13 protein-coding genes are annotated in these 14384 nt (G+C 62.3%); 7 read left to right on the top strand and 6 right to left on the bottom strand.

Annotated features, from left to right (window positions below):
- Positions 1–116: 116 nt before the first annotated feature.
- Positions 117–593, bottom strand: a complete 477-nt coding sequence (locus tag CRO06_RS19640) for a YchJ family protein (protein ID WP_244902864.1) — start codon at positions 591–593, stop codon at positions 117–119.
- A 238-nt stretch (positions 594–831) separates the two neighbouring features.
- On the opposite strand from CRO06_RS19640, the gene CRO06_RS19635 reads away from it, so the two are divergent.
- From CRO06_RS19635 to CRO06_RS19625, 3 genes are all read left to right on the top strand, one after another.
- Positions 832–1218 (top strand): RidA family protein, encoded by a 387-nt coding sequence (locus tag CRO06_RS19635; protein ID WP_022996600.1) that lies wholly within the window; start codon positions 832–834, stop codon positions 1216–1218.
- Positions 1219–1514: 296 nt separating this feature from the next.
- Complete coding sequence (locus tag CRO06_RS19630; RefSeq protein ID WP_097059212.1) at positions 1515–3293, top strand: poly(ethylene terephthalate) hydrolase family protein; 1779 nt, start codon at positions 1515–1517, stop codon at positions 3291–3293.
- 238 nt (positions 3294–3531) lie between these two features.
- On the top strand, positions 3532–4959 hold the full coding sequence (locus CRO06_RS19625; RefSeq protein WP_097059211.1) for an alpha/beta hydrolase family protein: 1428 nt from the start codon (positions 3532–3534) through the stop codon (positions 4957–4959).
- A 68-nt stretch (positions 4960–5027) separates the two neighbouring features.
- Here the strand turns inward: CRO06_RS19625 and CRO06_RS19620 are convergent, their stop codons facing one another.
- The 3 genes from CRO06_RS19620 to CRO06_RS19610 all read right to left on the bottom strand — a co-directional run bounded on the left by CRO06_RS19620 (position 5028) and on the right by CRO06_RS19610 (position 7652).
- The gene (locus tag CRO06_RS19620; RefSeq protein ID WP_097059210.1) at positions 5028–6131 is read right to left on the bottom strand and encodes a 5-(carboxyamino)imidazole ribonucleotide synthase; all 1104 of its coding nucleotides are present in this window, start codon (positions 6129–6131) and stop codon (positions 5028–5030) included.
- Entirely contained in the window at positions 6131–6622 is a 492-nt protein-coding gene (purE, locus tag CRO06_RS19615) for a 5-(carboxyamino)imidazole ribonucleotide mutase (RefSeq protein WP_026948870.1), read from the bottom strand. The genes CRO06_RS19620 and purE overlap by 1 nt, the downstream gene beginning before the upstream one ends.
- A 199-nt stretch (positions 6623–6821) precedes the next feature.
- Positions 6822–7652, bottom strand: a complete 831-nt coding sequence (locus CRO06_RS19610) for an NAD-dependent epimerase/dehydratase family protein (RefSeq protein WP_244902863.1) — start codon at positions 7650–7652, stop codon at positions 6822–6824.
- Positions 7653–7702: 50 nt separating this feature from the next.
- Between CRO06_RS19610 and CRO06_RS19605 the strand changes: the two genes are divergently transcribed.
- Together CRO06_RS19605 and recG are read left to right on the top strand one after the other, a co-directional pair.
- Positions 7703–8605: a hydrogen peroxide-inducible genes activator gene (locus tag CRO06_RS19605; protein WP_022996607.1), complete on the top strand. Its 903-nt coding sequence runs from the start codon at positions 7703–7705 to the stop codon at positions 8603–8605.
- A gap of 50 nt (positions 8606–8655) precedes the next feature.
- The gene (gene recG, locus CRO06_RS19600; RefSeq protein WP_097059209.1) at positions 8656–10728 is read left to right on the top strand and encodes an ATP-dependent DNA helicase RecG; all 2073 of its coding nucleotides are present in this window, start codon (positions 8656–8658) and stop codon (positions 10726–10728) included.
- A 69-nt stretch (positions 10729–10797) separates the two neighbouring features.
- Here recG and CRO06_RS19595 read toward each other — a convergent pair whose 3' ends face one another.
- On the bottom strand, positions 10798–11298 hold the full coding sequence (locus tag CRO06_RS19595) for a sll1863 family stress response protein (protein WP_022996609.1): 501 nt from the start codon (positions 11296–11298) through the stop codon (positions 10798–10800).
- A gap of 145 nt (positions 11299–11443) precedes the next feature.
- On the opposite strand from CRO06_RS19595, the gene CRO06_RS19590 reads away from it, so the two are divergent.
- A complete protein-coding gene (locus CRO06_RS19590) occupies positions 11444–12265 on the top strand; it encodes a DUF3298 and DUF4163 domain-containing protein (RefSeq protein ID WP_022996610.1) in 822 nt (273 codons plus the stop codon).
- A gap of 9 nt (positions 12266–12274) precedes the next feature.
- Here CRO06_RS19590 and CRO06_RS19585 read toward each other — a convergent pair whose 3' ends face one another.
- Positions 12275–13159 (bottom strand): LysR family transcriptional regulator, encoded by an 885-nt coding sequence (locus CRO06_RS19585; protein WP_022996611.1) that lies wholly within the window; start codon positions 13157–13159, stop codon positions 12275–12277.
- 111 nt (positions 13160–13270) lie between these two features.
- On the opposite strand from CRO06_RS19585, the gene CRO06_RS19580 reads away from it, so the two are divergent.
- Complete coding sequence (locus CRO06_RS19580) at positions 13271–14047, top strand: ferredoxin--NADP reductase (protein ID WP_022996612.1); 777 nt, start codon at positions 13271–13273, stop codon at positions 14045–14047.
- The last annotated feature ends 337 nt before the right edge of the window (positions 14048–14384 follow it).

Raw genomic sequence — 14384 nt, 5'->3', positions numbered from 1 at the left:
CAAACTCGCTCGCATCGCCTTCGCCCTGATGAAGCACAAAACCACCTACCAATCGGAGACCCAAATCGCTTGATCTCCAACATAGAATCTCCCACAGCGGCTTCGCGGCAGACCTTTCACCCACAGCACTTCTTATGCTTTTTGCCACTGCCGCAGGGGCACGGGTCGTTCCTGCCGGGTTTAAGCGGCCGCACGTCGTGTTCTCCATCGAGATAGAACCAGCGGCCGTCTTCGCGCAGAAAACGTGACCGCTCTTCCAACACCGCGAAGCCGTCACCCTCACGGCAGGTAGCGCGGAAATGCACCCATCCATCCTCCCCCTCCTGATGGCTGTCCAGCACGGTCAGGCCGAGCCATTGATCACCGTCTTCCAGTGTCAGCGGCGCGGGCCGGGTAGCCGGGTGCCAGGAGGCCTTTAGGTAGGCCGCATCGTTGAGGACAAAAGCGCTGTAGCGGGAGCGCATCAGCGCTTCGGGCGAGGGCGCCGGAGCACCCCGGTGCAGGGGCTGGCAGCATTGCTCGTAATCGAGGCCGGATTGGCAGGGACACACAGGCATGGCGGGACGGTCAAACAGCGGCTTCAGTGACGCCATTATAAGGGGTACGCCTCATCAAGGGGCCCAGTTGTCCCGCAATTCGCTGTGAAACGGACGACCAAGCCGCCGTAGGAGCCTGGTCCGGGCGGCGGCTATGCAGTTACCCCTGAATACATGGTTGCCGGCCAGGCCGCAGGTCTATTGCGCCTCCTGGCCTCGCGTGCCAGCATAGCTTCTTCCTGAGCGTCACCGGGCAGTCGGGGCGCCGTCATTCACACTCAAGTACTGAACTACCATGTCCAATCGTTCCGTAATCAATACCGACCGGGCGCCGGCGGCCATCGGCACCTACTCCCAGGCCATCAAGGCCGGTTCCACGGTGTACCTGTCCGGCCAGATTCCGCTGGACCCCGCCACCATGACGTTGGTGGAAGGCGACATGGAAGCCCAGATCCGCCGCGTCTTCGACAATCTGGCGGCGGTCTGCGAAGCCGCTGGTGGCGGCCTGCAGGACATCGTCAAACTCAACATCTTCCTTACCGACCTCAGCCATTTCGCGTTGGTCAATGAGGTCATGGCCAGTTACTTCCAGCAGCCTTACCCCGCCCGCGCCGCCATCGGCGTGGCCGCCCTGCCGAAAGGCGCCGGGGTGGAAATGGACGGCATCATGGATATCGCCTGATCGATTCAGAGGCACTATTCCCGCACCACTTTTAATCAGGGGCATCCTACCGGATGCCCCTTTCCAGTTCCGCTGCACCGGCTTGCACCGCGATTACTTTTCCCCCGCCCTCTCCCATCTCGTTGATAAACGGCACCCCTGGTTTTCTCGAAAACGGAATCCACTTTTAAAACAAAACCTTACCTACTCCTCAGTTTGTTTTCCCCTGACACCGGTCAGTAAATGGCATCTCTATTGCCTTATCGGTCTGGTCCTCCTGGGACGCTTGCCGTTATCAGCAAAAGGGGAAAAACAGCATGAGCATCAGCATGTCGCCCTTGTCACTCAAGGGTGCGGGAGCACTTTATCTTTCCATCTCTTTGATTCTTAGTGGTTGTGGCGGCGACAGTTCCTCCGACAACCCTCCGCCGGCGGCCAAGACTGAACCGGACCCGATCACCAATACGGTGGCCGCCGATGCCGCCACCACCGGCGCCTATGGTGTATCAGAGAATGAATACCAGTTCGGCCGCATGACCGTCGTGGACAACAAGAATGGCGACAGTTACGAAACCGATATTCACGGTTATATTCAGTACCCTGAGGGCGAAGCCGGCCCGTTCCCGCTGGTGCTGTTCCTGCATGGCCGCCATGGCACGTGTTACGACGGCCGCGGCATCGACGATGACGACTGCGAAAACCCGATCCCCAGCTATCGGGGTTACCAGTACATCTCCGAAAATCTGGCCAGCCACGGCTATGCCGTCATTTCCGTGGACGCCAACGATATCAACGACCATGACAGCAGCCCCGGCAACGGCGATACCGGCGCCCTGGCCCGAGCCATGCTGGTGGTCCGCCATCTGGATGAGTTTCGCACCATCAATCAGGCCGGCGGCAACGGTCTGGACAACCTGATGGGCAAGCTCGACATTAGCCGGATCGGCATCATGGGGCATTCCCGGGGTGGCGAGGGGGTCAACCAAACCGTGCTGTATAACCGCGCCCAGCCCGAGCCTCACAACATCACGGCGGTGTTCGCCCTGGCCCCCACCGATTACAACACTCAGACCGTCAGCAACGTGAACTTCCTGTCCCTGGCCGGCTATTGTGACGGCGACGTGGAAGATCTGATGGGCAACTTTGCCTACGACACCAGCCGCTACGCCGTGGACAACGATCCCTATGCCAAATTCCAGTTGATTCCGATGGGCGCCAACCACAACTATTACAATACCGTCTGGACCACCGATACCCGCCCGGACGACTGGACCATCCTGGACAGCGACGGTGATGATCCCTGGTGTGGTGAGAACGCCGCCGGCAACGGCCGCGACACGCCGGAAATGCAGCAAGCCCACGGGCTGTTTTTCATCGCTTCCTTCTTTCGCTATTTCATCGGTGGCGAAGAGGAGTTCGGTGCCTATTGGAATGGCCAGACGCCTGTGCCGGAGACACTCTGTCCAGCCGGTGAAGCACCCTGCGACGACCGCTTTCTGCTCAGCGTGCACGCACCCGCCGGGCAGCGACTGGTCATCGACGACACCCTGGATCCGGCCAGCCTGACCACCAACAATCTCGGTGGCGCGGTGCGATTCGACGGCTTCTCCCGCTTCGGCATCTGTCAAACCAACGGCCGGCCCGGGGAAGGCTGTGACGTGGCCACGCCGACCTTCAATATCGCCGAGCAGTTGTTCATGGTCTGGGATACCGCCGCCACGTACCGCTCCGAGCTGCTGGGCACCAACGCCACGGACTATCAGGTGTTATCGGTACGCGTCGGCATCTCGCATGGCGACACTGACAACACGGACGGCCAGGACTTCCAGGTGGTGCTCGAGGACATGGACGGTAACCGCGCCGCCGTGGCCGCCAGCGATTACGGCAACGGACTGTTCTATCCGCCGGGTCACACTTTCTATGACGATGCCAATCACGGCTCGCAAAAAACCACCTTGAACTCCGTTGCCATTCCCCTTACCGCCTTCGAGGGCGTGGACTTCACCAACCTCAACGCGGTGGAGCTGGTGTTCGACCAAACCGTCGCCGGCACCGTTCAGATCACCGATCTGGCAATGCAACGCGTGGATTTCTAACTAAAAGCCGGCTCGCGGAGGGGGGGCTCAGTCGCCCCCTTCGGGTCGATCCCGCCCCGCCGTTTGTGATTCGGCGACGCTTTGCGATTCAGGTCCCACCTCTTCCCTTTCACAGGTTGACGCCATCGTAACCGCCTCTCATATTGAGTGCGTTTCGCTTTATAGAAAGACTATTCCGCATAGCGAAACACAATGAACGATTACTTATATAACACCAATAAAGAAAGGGAGACACCAGATGGACTCGCATTCCGTTATATTTCTTAAACCTCTGGCCATAGGCTTGCTCGCGGCCAGCATCGCCGCCTGCGGCGGTGACAGCGACCGGGACCCGGCGCCGAGCGAACCCAGCCGCGTCCAGGATCAGCGTACTTTCACGGCGGACGAAGCCAGCCTGCCATTCGAGGCCCTGGAAGGGCACGACAGCGCCAGCCGCTGGTGGGGCGTGCGGCCCAACGGCGCCGGTTACCGGATGGAAGTGCCGGAAAACTGGAACGGCAAACTGGTGATGTATGCCCACGGTTATCGCGGCGAGGGCGAGACCTTGACCGTTTCCAATCCGAGCCTGCGGGGCTGGTTCCTGGACAACGGCTACGCCTGGGCGGCCTCCAGCTACTCCACCAACTACTATGACGTACGAACCGGCGTCGAGGACACCAACGAACTGGCGCTGGCGTTCAACGAGATCGCCAGCGCCAACGGCCGCGAACTGGATACGCCGAGCAAGATCTACATCACCGGCCATTCCATGGGCGGCCACGTCACCGCCGCCGCCATCGAGCAGGAAACCTACGACACCGCCAATAACGTCGTGCACTATGACGGCGCCGTGCCCATGTGCGGTGTGGTGGCGGACACGCTTGAGTTCAACTATCTGGCCTGGTTCACCATGGCCGCCCAGCATCTGGCGCATACCGCGGACAACAACGTGCCGCCGCTGGAAAGCGTGCCGGCCACCAACTTCGATGCCGACGCCATCAACGCGGTGTTGTGGGAGGAGGTTCCCTCCCCCTCCGCATTGGGCACCCCCACGGCGGAGGGCGAGAAAATGATGACGATCTCCCGCCATCTCTCCGGCGGCGAACGGCCCATCGCGGATATCGGCTTCCGCACCTACTATTGGAACATAGTGATGGGCACCGGCGGGCGCGACGGCACCGTCAACGGCATCCTCGCCGACAACCTCACCGGCAATGCCGATGTCACCTATCAATTCGACAACGACCCGGCCCTCACCGCCGAGGAGCAGGCCTTCAACGACACCATTCTGAGAGTGGAGGAGAACCCGGCCGCCAACGGTCCGCGCAGCGACGGTCTGCGCTGGATTCCGGTGGTCAACGGTGAATTCACCATCCCGGTGGTCAGTCTGCAAGGGCTGGGGGATCTGTATGTGCCGTTCCGACATGCCCAGGTCTACCGCGAGCGGGCCGCGGCCAATGGCAGCGACACCTGGCTGGTACAGCGGGCACTGCGGTCTCCGGGGCACTGTGATTTCACCCAGGAAGAACAGGAAACCGCCTTCGCCGACATGATCAACTGGGAACAGAACTCGGTGAAACCGGCTGGGGATGAGATTCTCGACCCGGCGGCGGTGGCCGATCCCGACTACGGTTGTCAGTTCACCACCGAGGACCGGCCGGGCTTGCCCGCCTGCGGTCTCCTCTGATCCCCGAAACGAAAAGAGGGAGCATCCGCTCCCTCTTTTTTTGATCGCATTGCCAGTCGGATCCGGATTTACAGGCCCAGTTCCGAATCCAGCACCGCCTCGAACCCTTCCGGCAGCACGTCGGCCCAGGCACGCAGCCCTTCGCGCAGTTCCTCCAGGGTGTCGGCCACCAGATTGGCGTGCCCCAGTTTGCGTCCGGGGCGCACGGATTTGCCGTACCAATGCACTACCCCCGGATGTTGCAGCCAGGCCTGGTCGAATGGTGTGCCGATCAGGTTCACCATGGCGGTGGGACCATGCACGTTCACCGCGTGCAACGGCACGCCGGCAAGGGCATGCACGTGTAAGTCGAACTGCGACCAGTCGGCGCCTTCATGGGTCCAGTGGCCGGAATTATGGACACGCGGGGCGATCTCGTTGACCACCAGCTGGCCCTCTTCCTCGAAAAACTCCACCGCCATTACGCCGGCATAATCCAGCTCTTCCATGATGCCCTTGAGCATGGCTTCGGCGGGTTGCTGCAACGTCTCGCAGGCACGGGCGGGAGCCAGGCTCAGGCGCAGAATGCCATCCACGTGCCAGTTGCGGGTCAGCGGGTAAAACAGTGTGTCGCCCTGCAGATTGCGGGCTCCGACGATGGAAAGCTCACGCTGGAACGGCACCTTCCGCTCGATGATGGCCTGGCCTACCAATTCCGTCACCGGCACCACCGAGGTATCGTCGCCGGCATCCAGGATCCAGGTACCACGGCCGTCATAGCCGCCGCTGCGCGCCTTCACCACCACCCCGCCAAAACGCTGAATGGCGGTACCCAGATCCTCGGCGCGATCCAGGTTCATCCATTCGGCGGTGGGGATCCCCAGTTTGTCGAGCATGGTTTTCTGGTCGAAGCGGTCCGGAATTACCTTCAGGGCACCCCGAGCCACGCAACGGTCGCTGCGAGCCAGTTCGGCGGACAGGCCGCTATCGGGAAAGGCTTCCCGCTCCACGGTGATCACCGGATAGCGGTCCAGGCAGGTCTCCAGATCGATGGGTACCGGCAAATCGGAAGTGCCCGGCAGCAACAATGCCCGCTCCGGGTCGTAACGATCCACCACCAGCCCCAGACGGGCTCCGGCTTCCGCCATCATCAGCCCCAATTGGCCTCCACCCAATACCAGTACCCGATTCATCAGCCCTGCCCCAGATCCGCGTTAGCCAGTACTTCATCGGCGCGGGCGGCTTTCCACTCGGCGATGCGCTGGCGCAGCGCGTCATCGTGGCTACCCAGCATCTGCGCCGCCAGCAGGCCGGCGTTATAGGCCCCCGCGGTACCGATGGCCAGAGTGCCCACCGCCACGCCCTTGGGCATTTGCACGATGGACAGAAGACTGTCGAGACCGGACAGGGCGCGGCTCTGCACCGGCACGCCCAGCACCGGTAGCGGCGTCATGGAAGCAATCATGCCCGGCAGATGGGCGGCACCGCCAGCACCGGCGATGATAATGCGATAGCCCTCATCGGCGGCATTGCGGGAAAATTCGAACAGGCGCTCGGGGGTGCGGTGGGCGGACACCACCTGGGCTTTCCAACCCACCGCGAATTGGCTAAGGGCGTCACAGGCCTCTTTCATGGTGTCCCAGTCGGACTGAGACCCCATTACAACAGCTACGGGTACGGTCATCGTTTCACTCCCATGCGCCGACGCTGCGTCGGCCATTGTGGAGCCCGATCCCGGCGTGACCGTGCCTGGGCTCCGTTTAACAGGCCACCGGTACGCCGGCAAGGCGCCGCGGGCGGCCCCGGGCCATGCTTTCAGGCCCGAGAGGCGCACACTCTACTGATTCCGCGGCGGCGCGCAAGAACCGGCGCCACGCGGGAGGTCATTCTACTCCGCCAACAAGCCCCCGGTACCCTTCCCGGTAATCGGGATAACGCAGGCGGTAGCCGCCTTCGGCGATAAACCGGCTGAACAGCCGCTTGCCGCTGGGCGGGGCCTCCTCCAGCGTCAGCGGCCAGCCGTGCAGTTCGGCCAGATAGCGGTAAACCGTCAGGTTGCTGACCGGATGGTTGTCGGTGCCCAGCACCACCGGCGATACCGTCTGCCCGGCCAGCCAACGCCTGGCCAAAGTGTGCAGCAGGCCGACACAATCATCCCGGTGAATACGGTTGGTCCACACCGGCGCCGGCGGCGCGTCCTGTCCCTGGCTAAGCTGTTCCACCTTGCGCAACAGACGGGTGCGGCCCGGCCCGTAAATACCTGAGAAACGCACCGCCGTGGACGGCGCCCGGGCGCTGATGGCTTCTTCCGCCGCCAGCATCACCTGGCCGTTATAGCGCCGTGGAACCGGCGAGGTGTCCTCGTCCACATCCCCTTGCAGATCGCCGTATACCGCCGTGCTGGAGACAAACAGAGTCGGCGGCAACGGCTGGCGCTGCGCCAGAGCGTCCAGCAAACGGCCGGGGGCGGTCAGATAAGCGGCCCGATAGCCGGCCTCGGAGTATTCCGACGGTGTCATCACGATCACCAGCAGATCCACTGGCTCCGGCGGCAGCAAGGGGGTATCGCGAACCAGGTCCTGGGCATACACTTGGACCCCGCGGGGGGCCCGCGGACTCCGGCGAATGGCACTGATGCTGTGACCCTCGTCACTCAGCGCCCGCGCCAGGCCGCCGCCCAGATCTCCCAATCCGGCAATTAGGATATGGCTCATCGGTTTCCTCTTGGGCACAATGGTCACAATTGCCTCTACATATTATTGCCATGACGCTAACAGAACTTCGCTATCTGGTCGCTTTGGCTCGTGAGCGGCACTTCGGTCACGCGGCCCAGGTGTGCAATGTCAGTCAGCCCACTCTCAGCGCCGCCATCAAGAAGCTCGAGGAACAGCTCGGCATGCCTCTGTTCGAACGCCGCCCGCGGGAAGTGGTGGTCACGCCCCAGGCGGAGCCTATTGTGGCCCAGGCACAACGGGTACTGGAACAGGCCGATTTGCTGGAGCAGATGGCGATGAGCCAGCGCGACCAGCTCGGTTCGCCGCTGCGAGTGGGTGCCATCTTCACCGTGGCGCCTTACTTGTTCCCGACTCTGGTACCGCGAGTGCACGCGGAAGCGCCGGAAATGCCGCTGTTCATTGAGGAAAACTACACTCATGTGCTGCGCGGCAAGCTGGAGCGCGGGGAGCTGGATGCCATCATCGTCGCTCTGCCGTTCTCCGGCGGCGGCCTGGTGCGGGCCAAGATGTACGAGGAATCCTTCTCCGTGCTGCTGCCGGCGAGCCATCCCTGGACCAAGCAGCAGCACATCCGCCCGGAGCAGCTGCTGGACGAAACCCTGCTGCTGCTCGGCGAAGGTCACTGCTTCCGCGATCAGGTGCTGGAACTATGCCCGGCGATCAACTCCGAGCGTCAGCGCAATCTGGTACAGATCGAGGGCGGCTCCCTGGAAACCCTGCGTCACATGGTCGCTTCCGGGTTGGGCATCACGGTACTGCCGGACTCCGCGCTGTATCAGCACGGCTACGACAAAAGCACTTTTGCCGTGCGTCCGTTCACCGCGCCGGTGCCCTCACGCACCATTGCCCTGGTCTGGCGGGACAGCTTCCCCCGGCCCAAGGCCATTGAAGTGCTGCGCCACGCGGTACCCCGCGAAGGCCTGGCGGCCTGAGGCTTTCTCCGCGCCGCCGTCTCCCATTCACTGCGACGACATAGCGAGCAATGGCGGTATCACTGGCGGAAATGGGCCTGTCCCGGCTCAAGGGAGTCGGCCCCCGAGCCGCGGAGAAACTGGAACGTCTGGGTTTAAGGACGGTGGAAGATGTGATCTTCCACCTGCCGTTCCGTTACGAGGACCGTACCCGTATCACCCCCATCGGTGCTCTGCGCCCGGAACAAGGCGTGGTGATCGAAGGGGAGATCCTGGCCGCCGACGTGGTGTTCGGCAAGCGCCGCTCACTGCTGTGCAAGATCGCCGATGGCACAGGCCTGGTGTCCCTGCGCTTTTATCACTTCAGCGCCGCGCAAAAGAACAACCTGGAAAAGGGCCGCCCGATCCGGGTCTATGGCGAGCCCCGCCCCGGCGCCGCCGGCCTGGAGTTCTATCATCCCGAGTATCAGCTCGGCCCGGAGCTGCCACCGCTGGAGCGCGCGCTGACCCCGGTCTACCCCACCACCGAAGGTGTCAGCCAGCGGCAACTGCGCAATCTGGCCGGCCAGGCGCTGGATATCCTGCGCCAGCACACTCCCGAGGAACTGATTCCTTCCGATCTGCTGGACCAACGCCACCTGCCCAGTCTCGCCAATGCCCTGGAAATGCTCCATCACCCCGGCCCCGATGACCCGGTGGATCTGCTGCTGGACGGCAACCACCCGGCGGTGAAGCGCCTGGTGATGGAAGAAATGGTGGCGCACCAATTGGGCATGCTGTCCAAACGAGCCGGACAGAAGACCCTGGCGGCGCCGGTTCTCGATGGCGACCGCCTGCTGCGGAAGCTGCTGCGGAGCCTGCCGTTCGAGCTCACCGGCGCGCAGAGCCGGGTGATCGGCGAAATCGGCGCCGATCTGCGCCGGGACCATCCCATGCTGCGGTTACTGCAGGGCGACGTGGGCTCGGGCAAGACGCTGGTGGCGGCGGCGGCGGCGCTGACCGCCATCGAGTCGGGCTATCAGGTGGCCCTGATGGCGCCCACCGAGTTGCTGGCGGAACAGCACCGGGCCAACTTCGAGCACTGGCTGGCGCCGCTGGGGATTCCGGTGCACTGGCTGGCGGGCAGCCTGGGCCAGAAAGCGCGCCGGGAAAATCTGGCCGCCCTGGCCGATGGCAGCGCCGCCATGGTGGTGGGTACGCACGCATTGTTCCAGGACGCCGTGGCCTTCCAGCGGCTCGGTCTGATCATCATCGACGAACAGCACCGCTTCGGCGTGCAACAACGGCTGGCGCTGCGGGAGAAAGGCCGCTTCGGCAATCAGGTGCCGCACCAGCTCACGCTTACCGCCACACCAATCCCCCGCACCCTGGCGATGAGCGTCTACGGCGATCTGGACACCTCGGTGATTGATGAGATGCCACCGGGGCGCAAGCCGATTCAAACCCTGGTGCTCCCCGCTTCACGCCGTGACGAGGTGATTGCCCGGATCCGCTCCGCCTGTCTGGAGGGGGCCCAGGCCTACTGGGTGTGCACTCTGATCGAGGAATCCGACGAGTTACAGGCTCAGGCGGCGGAGGCGGCCTTCGAGGCACTGCGCGAAGCGCTGCCAGAACTCAACGTAGAGCTGGTGCACGGCCGCCTGAAAGCAAAAGACAAGGCGCAGCGAATGGCCCGCTTCGCCGCCGGCGAAGCGCACCTTCTCGTCGCCACCACGGTTATCGAGGTGGGCGTGGACGTGCCCAATGCCACGCTGATGGTGATGGAGAACGCGGAACGTCTGGGACTGGCGCAGCTCCATCAGCTCCGTGGCCGGGTGGGCCGGGGTGGTGGCCAGAGCTATTGCCTGCTGCTGTATCAGACCCCGCTGTCGCAGACCGCCAAGCGGCGGCTGGCGGTGATGCGGGAGACCACCGATGGCTTCGTCATCGCCGAGGAAGATCTGAAGCTGCGTGGGCCCGGCGAATGGCTCGGGACCCGGCAGACCGGGGAACTGGCCTTCCGGATCGCCGACCTGGTTCGCGACGAAGCCCTGATGGAGCCGGCCCGCGAGTTGGCTCAAACATTGTTGGAACGCTACCCGGGGCGAGTGGAACGTTTGTTGCGCCGCTGGCTCAACGGCGGCGAGGACTACGCGGATATTTAAAGCGCTTACACCCTTGACGCTCCCACAACGGCCTTGTGGCGATACTCAGGGCTTGATGGGCCGGAACACTTATATGGAAATAGTGCCGCCATCCTCGGCGTCGCTTTTTTCCGCCGGCTTGGTCAGTTCCCGCCAACCGTCCTTGGCGGCCTCCCACGCCTGACCGAAACGGCTCTTCGCCGCTTCCCAGTTTCCACGGGTGGCTTCCTGAAGTTCGCTGTATTCCTTGCCCAGTTCCTCGCGCTGTTTCTTCAGGTTCTCCAGCGCCTGCTCCTTGTTCGCACGGGCCTGTTCGGACAGTGTGTCCCAGCCTTCGTCCATCTCTTTCTGCAGCTCGTCGATATTCTCGTCCAGCATGTCGAGCCCCCGGCGAGCCGCGTCGAGAGCACGTTCCTTTTGTTCCACGCCGTAGTTGCGGATTTCCTGCCAGGTGTCGTTCAACTGCGCCTGCACATTCTCTTTGTCAGGCTGCTTCACATTGGGGACGCCTTCGGTGGTGTCGCTTTGCGCCCAGCTCAGCGAGGTGGTCGCCACCATCAACGTCGCCGCCATCAACAGGGAATGACGCATAAAAACTCTCCTATAGCACAGCCCCTATTGTGCCCTTTTGCGTAGCTCTTTCGTGCAAAAGACTGTAAGAGCCTGCGCTCGCCTTTTCCCTCTTACGGCATTGCGGCACACTGAGGCTTCCGCCACCACAACCAAGGACCCGGTTATGCGCCTCCTGCTCCCCACCGTGACACTCGCACTGTTACTCGCCGGCTGTGGCGACAGCGACGCCCCCGCCCAATCCGGCGCGGCATCCGGCCAGAACAGCGGGGCCGCCCAGCCGGACCAGCCCGCGCCCCCGGCCGAGCAGCCCGGCGACACACCGCTGACCTCGAAATCGCAAACTCTGACCCGCGAAAGCGAATCCTGCCCGGATGACCCTTGCTCCAAGGTGGATTTGCAGTGGCTCACCTTCCCCGAAGACGCACCTCTTACCCGGGCCTTGGAAAGCACCCTGCTTGAGCAGCTAAGCAATGGCGCCGATGACGGGGCCTCCTCTTTCGCCGCGGTGGCGGACGGCTTCCTGTCCGATGCCAGGGAAGCGGCGGAAGTGGAGAGCATGGGCTGGGAGCTCAACTCAAAAGTGTCGCTGCTGGGGGAGCGCGCCGGGCTGGTCACCTTGCAGCTCGACAGCTATGAAATCACCGGTGGGGCCCATGGCATGCCGGTGGTGCAGTTGCTGAACTGGGACCGTCGGGAACAGCGGCGCGCCACATTGCAGGATGTGTTACAGCCGGGCCGGGAAGACGCATTCTGGAAAGCCGCCGCCGAGGTGCATCAACAATGGCTGGCGGATGACATCGAAGCCGACAAGGACTTTCGCGACACCTGGCCCTTCCTGCAAACCGGCGATTTCCATATCACCGACCAGGGCGTGGCGTTGCTCTACAATGTTTACAGCATCGCCCCCTACGCCATGGGCCAGCCGGAACTGACCGTGCCCTGGAGCAAGCTGGATGGTCTGATTCGCGAGCGCTACCGGCCCTGATCACTATCTTTACTCGGGCGATTGCCGGCACAGTTCCAACCAGCGCTCAACGCCGGGGCTGCGGTATTTCTGCCGATGCAGTACAAAATAGAACTCACGGCTGAAATCCCGCCCGGGCACGGTCAACGGCACCAGGGAACCGCGCCGAAACGCCTCGCGCAGCGATACCCGGGACAGACAACTGATACCCAGCCCGGCCTCCACCGCCCGTTTGATCGCTTCAGTGTGCTCCAATTCGAGCAACAGTTTCAGACCGGGCAGAAGGCCGTGCATGGCCCGCTCGAAGGTCTGTCGCGTTCCCGATCCGGTTTCGCGTACAATCCAGGTGGCGGCCAGAAGGTCTTCGTCGGATAGCGTTTCCTGTTTCGCCAGCGGGTGATCAGGAGCGCAGAACACCACCAATTCGTCCTCTCGCCAGGGCAGCAACTCCAGGTCGGTGTGGTTGATTTCCCCTTCGATCAACCCCATATCCAGATCGAAGGCCAGCACCCGGTCGACGATGGTGGCGGTATTCGCCACCTCCAGTTTCACCTGGGCTCCGGGCTGCTCCGCCATATACCGAGCCATGATATTCACCGCCAGGTAATTACCGATTGTCAGTGTGGCCCCGACCTTGAGGCGCCCCAACTCCTGGTGAGCCTGCAAACCGGACTCCAGATCCCGGGCCTGCCCCAACAGAGCTTCCGCTCTGGGCCAAAGCTGACGCCCCAGTTCATTGAGCCGCAGCTTTTTACCAGCACGTTCAAACAGCTTGATGTCGAACTGGGTTTCCAGCTCCTTGAGAGCGCCGGAGGCGGCGGACTGAGACATGTTCAGATCCCGTGCCGCCCGGCTCACGTTCTCGTGATGGGCCACGGCGAGGAACACCTCCAGTTGTCGCAGGGTGTATCTCATTGTTATCACCAAAGTCGATATCAAATATCGGTACAACCCATTTTACCGATATGGGCGAAACGGTTACATTCTCATCAATTAAAGTATTTTGGAATAAAGGCGCATTAGCTTATGTCAAATCTGAATACTGAAACGGTTACCAGTGTTCGGCACTGGAACGACACCCTGTTCAGCTTTACCACCAGCCGTGACCCGGGCTTCCGCTTCAAGAACGGCCATTTCACCATGATCGGTCTGGAGCAGGACAATGGTCGTCCTCTGCTGCGCGCCTATTCCATCGCCAGCGCCAACCACGAGGAAGAGCTGGAGTTCTTCAGCATCAAGGTGCCGGACGGTCCGCTCACTTCCCAGCTGCAGAAGATCAAGCCGGGCGACAAGATCTATGTGAGCCGCAAACCCACCGGCACCCTGGTGGCGGACCACCTGCTGCCGGGCAAACGCCTGTGGCTGCTGTCCACCGGTACCGGCTTGGCGCCGTTCCTGAGCATCATCAAGGATCCGGAAATCTACGAGCGCTTCGACCAGGTGATCCTGACCCACGGCGTACGCTTCGTTTCCGAGCTGGCCTACCAGGACATGATCCAGGACGAACTGCCCAACAACGAGTTCTTCGGTGACATGATCCAGGGCAAGCTGAAGTACTACCCGACCGTCACCCGGGAACCGTTCCGTAACCAGGGCCGGCTCACCAATCTGATGGACTCAGGGAAAATCTTCGAGGATCTGGGTCTGCCCCAACCCAGCCTGGAAGAAGACCGCTTCATGCTGTGCGGCAGCCCGGCCATGCTCAAGGATCTCACCAGCCTGCTGGACGGCTGGGGCTTCCGTGAGAGCCGTGGCGGCCATATCCACGAGTACGTGATTGAACGGGCCTTCGTGGAAAAGTAATTGCTCCAAGCGCTGAATCTGTTCTTTTGACCCCGCCTCGCGCGGGGTTTTTTATGACCGCCATCCATGGCGGTCCCCCCGGGGCCGTCACTGAAGTGACGTTAAAAATCGTTCCCGACGATTTTTTATGACCGCCGTCCATGGCGGTCACCCTCCGGGCCGTTGCTCACTGAATCACGAAGCCGCTGTGGGAGCTTGCCTGCAAGCGAATCTTTTGGTGCCGGAACCCATTCGTTTGCAGGCAAGCTTGTATGGTTACCCGGCAAGTCTTAGAAAGAAGAGACTTGTCGGGGTGGAGGGACCAGGCAAGCTTCTGACCCTAGGGTACAGACTGTGG

Origin of the sequence: Alloalcanivorax xenomutans, assembly GCF_900217905.1 — a bacterium.
Lineage (GTDB): Bacteria > Pseudomonadota > Gammaproteobacteria > Pseudomonadales > Alcanivoracaceae > Alloalcanivorax > Alloalcanivorax xenomutans.
The sequence above is the reverse complement of the archived record's forward strand: the minus strand, read 5'-3'. Positions and strand labels throughout refer to the sequence as shown.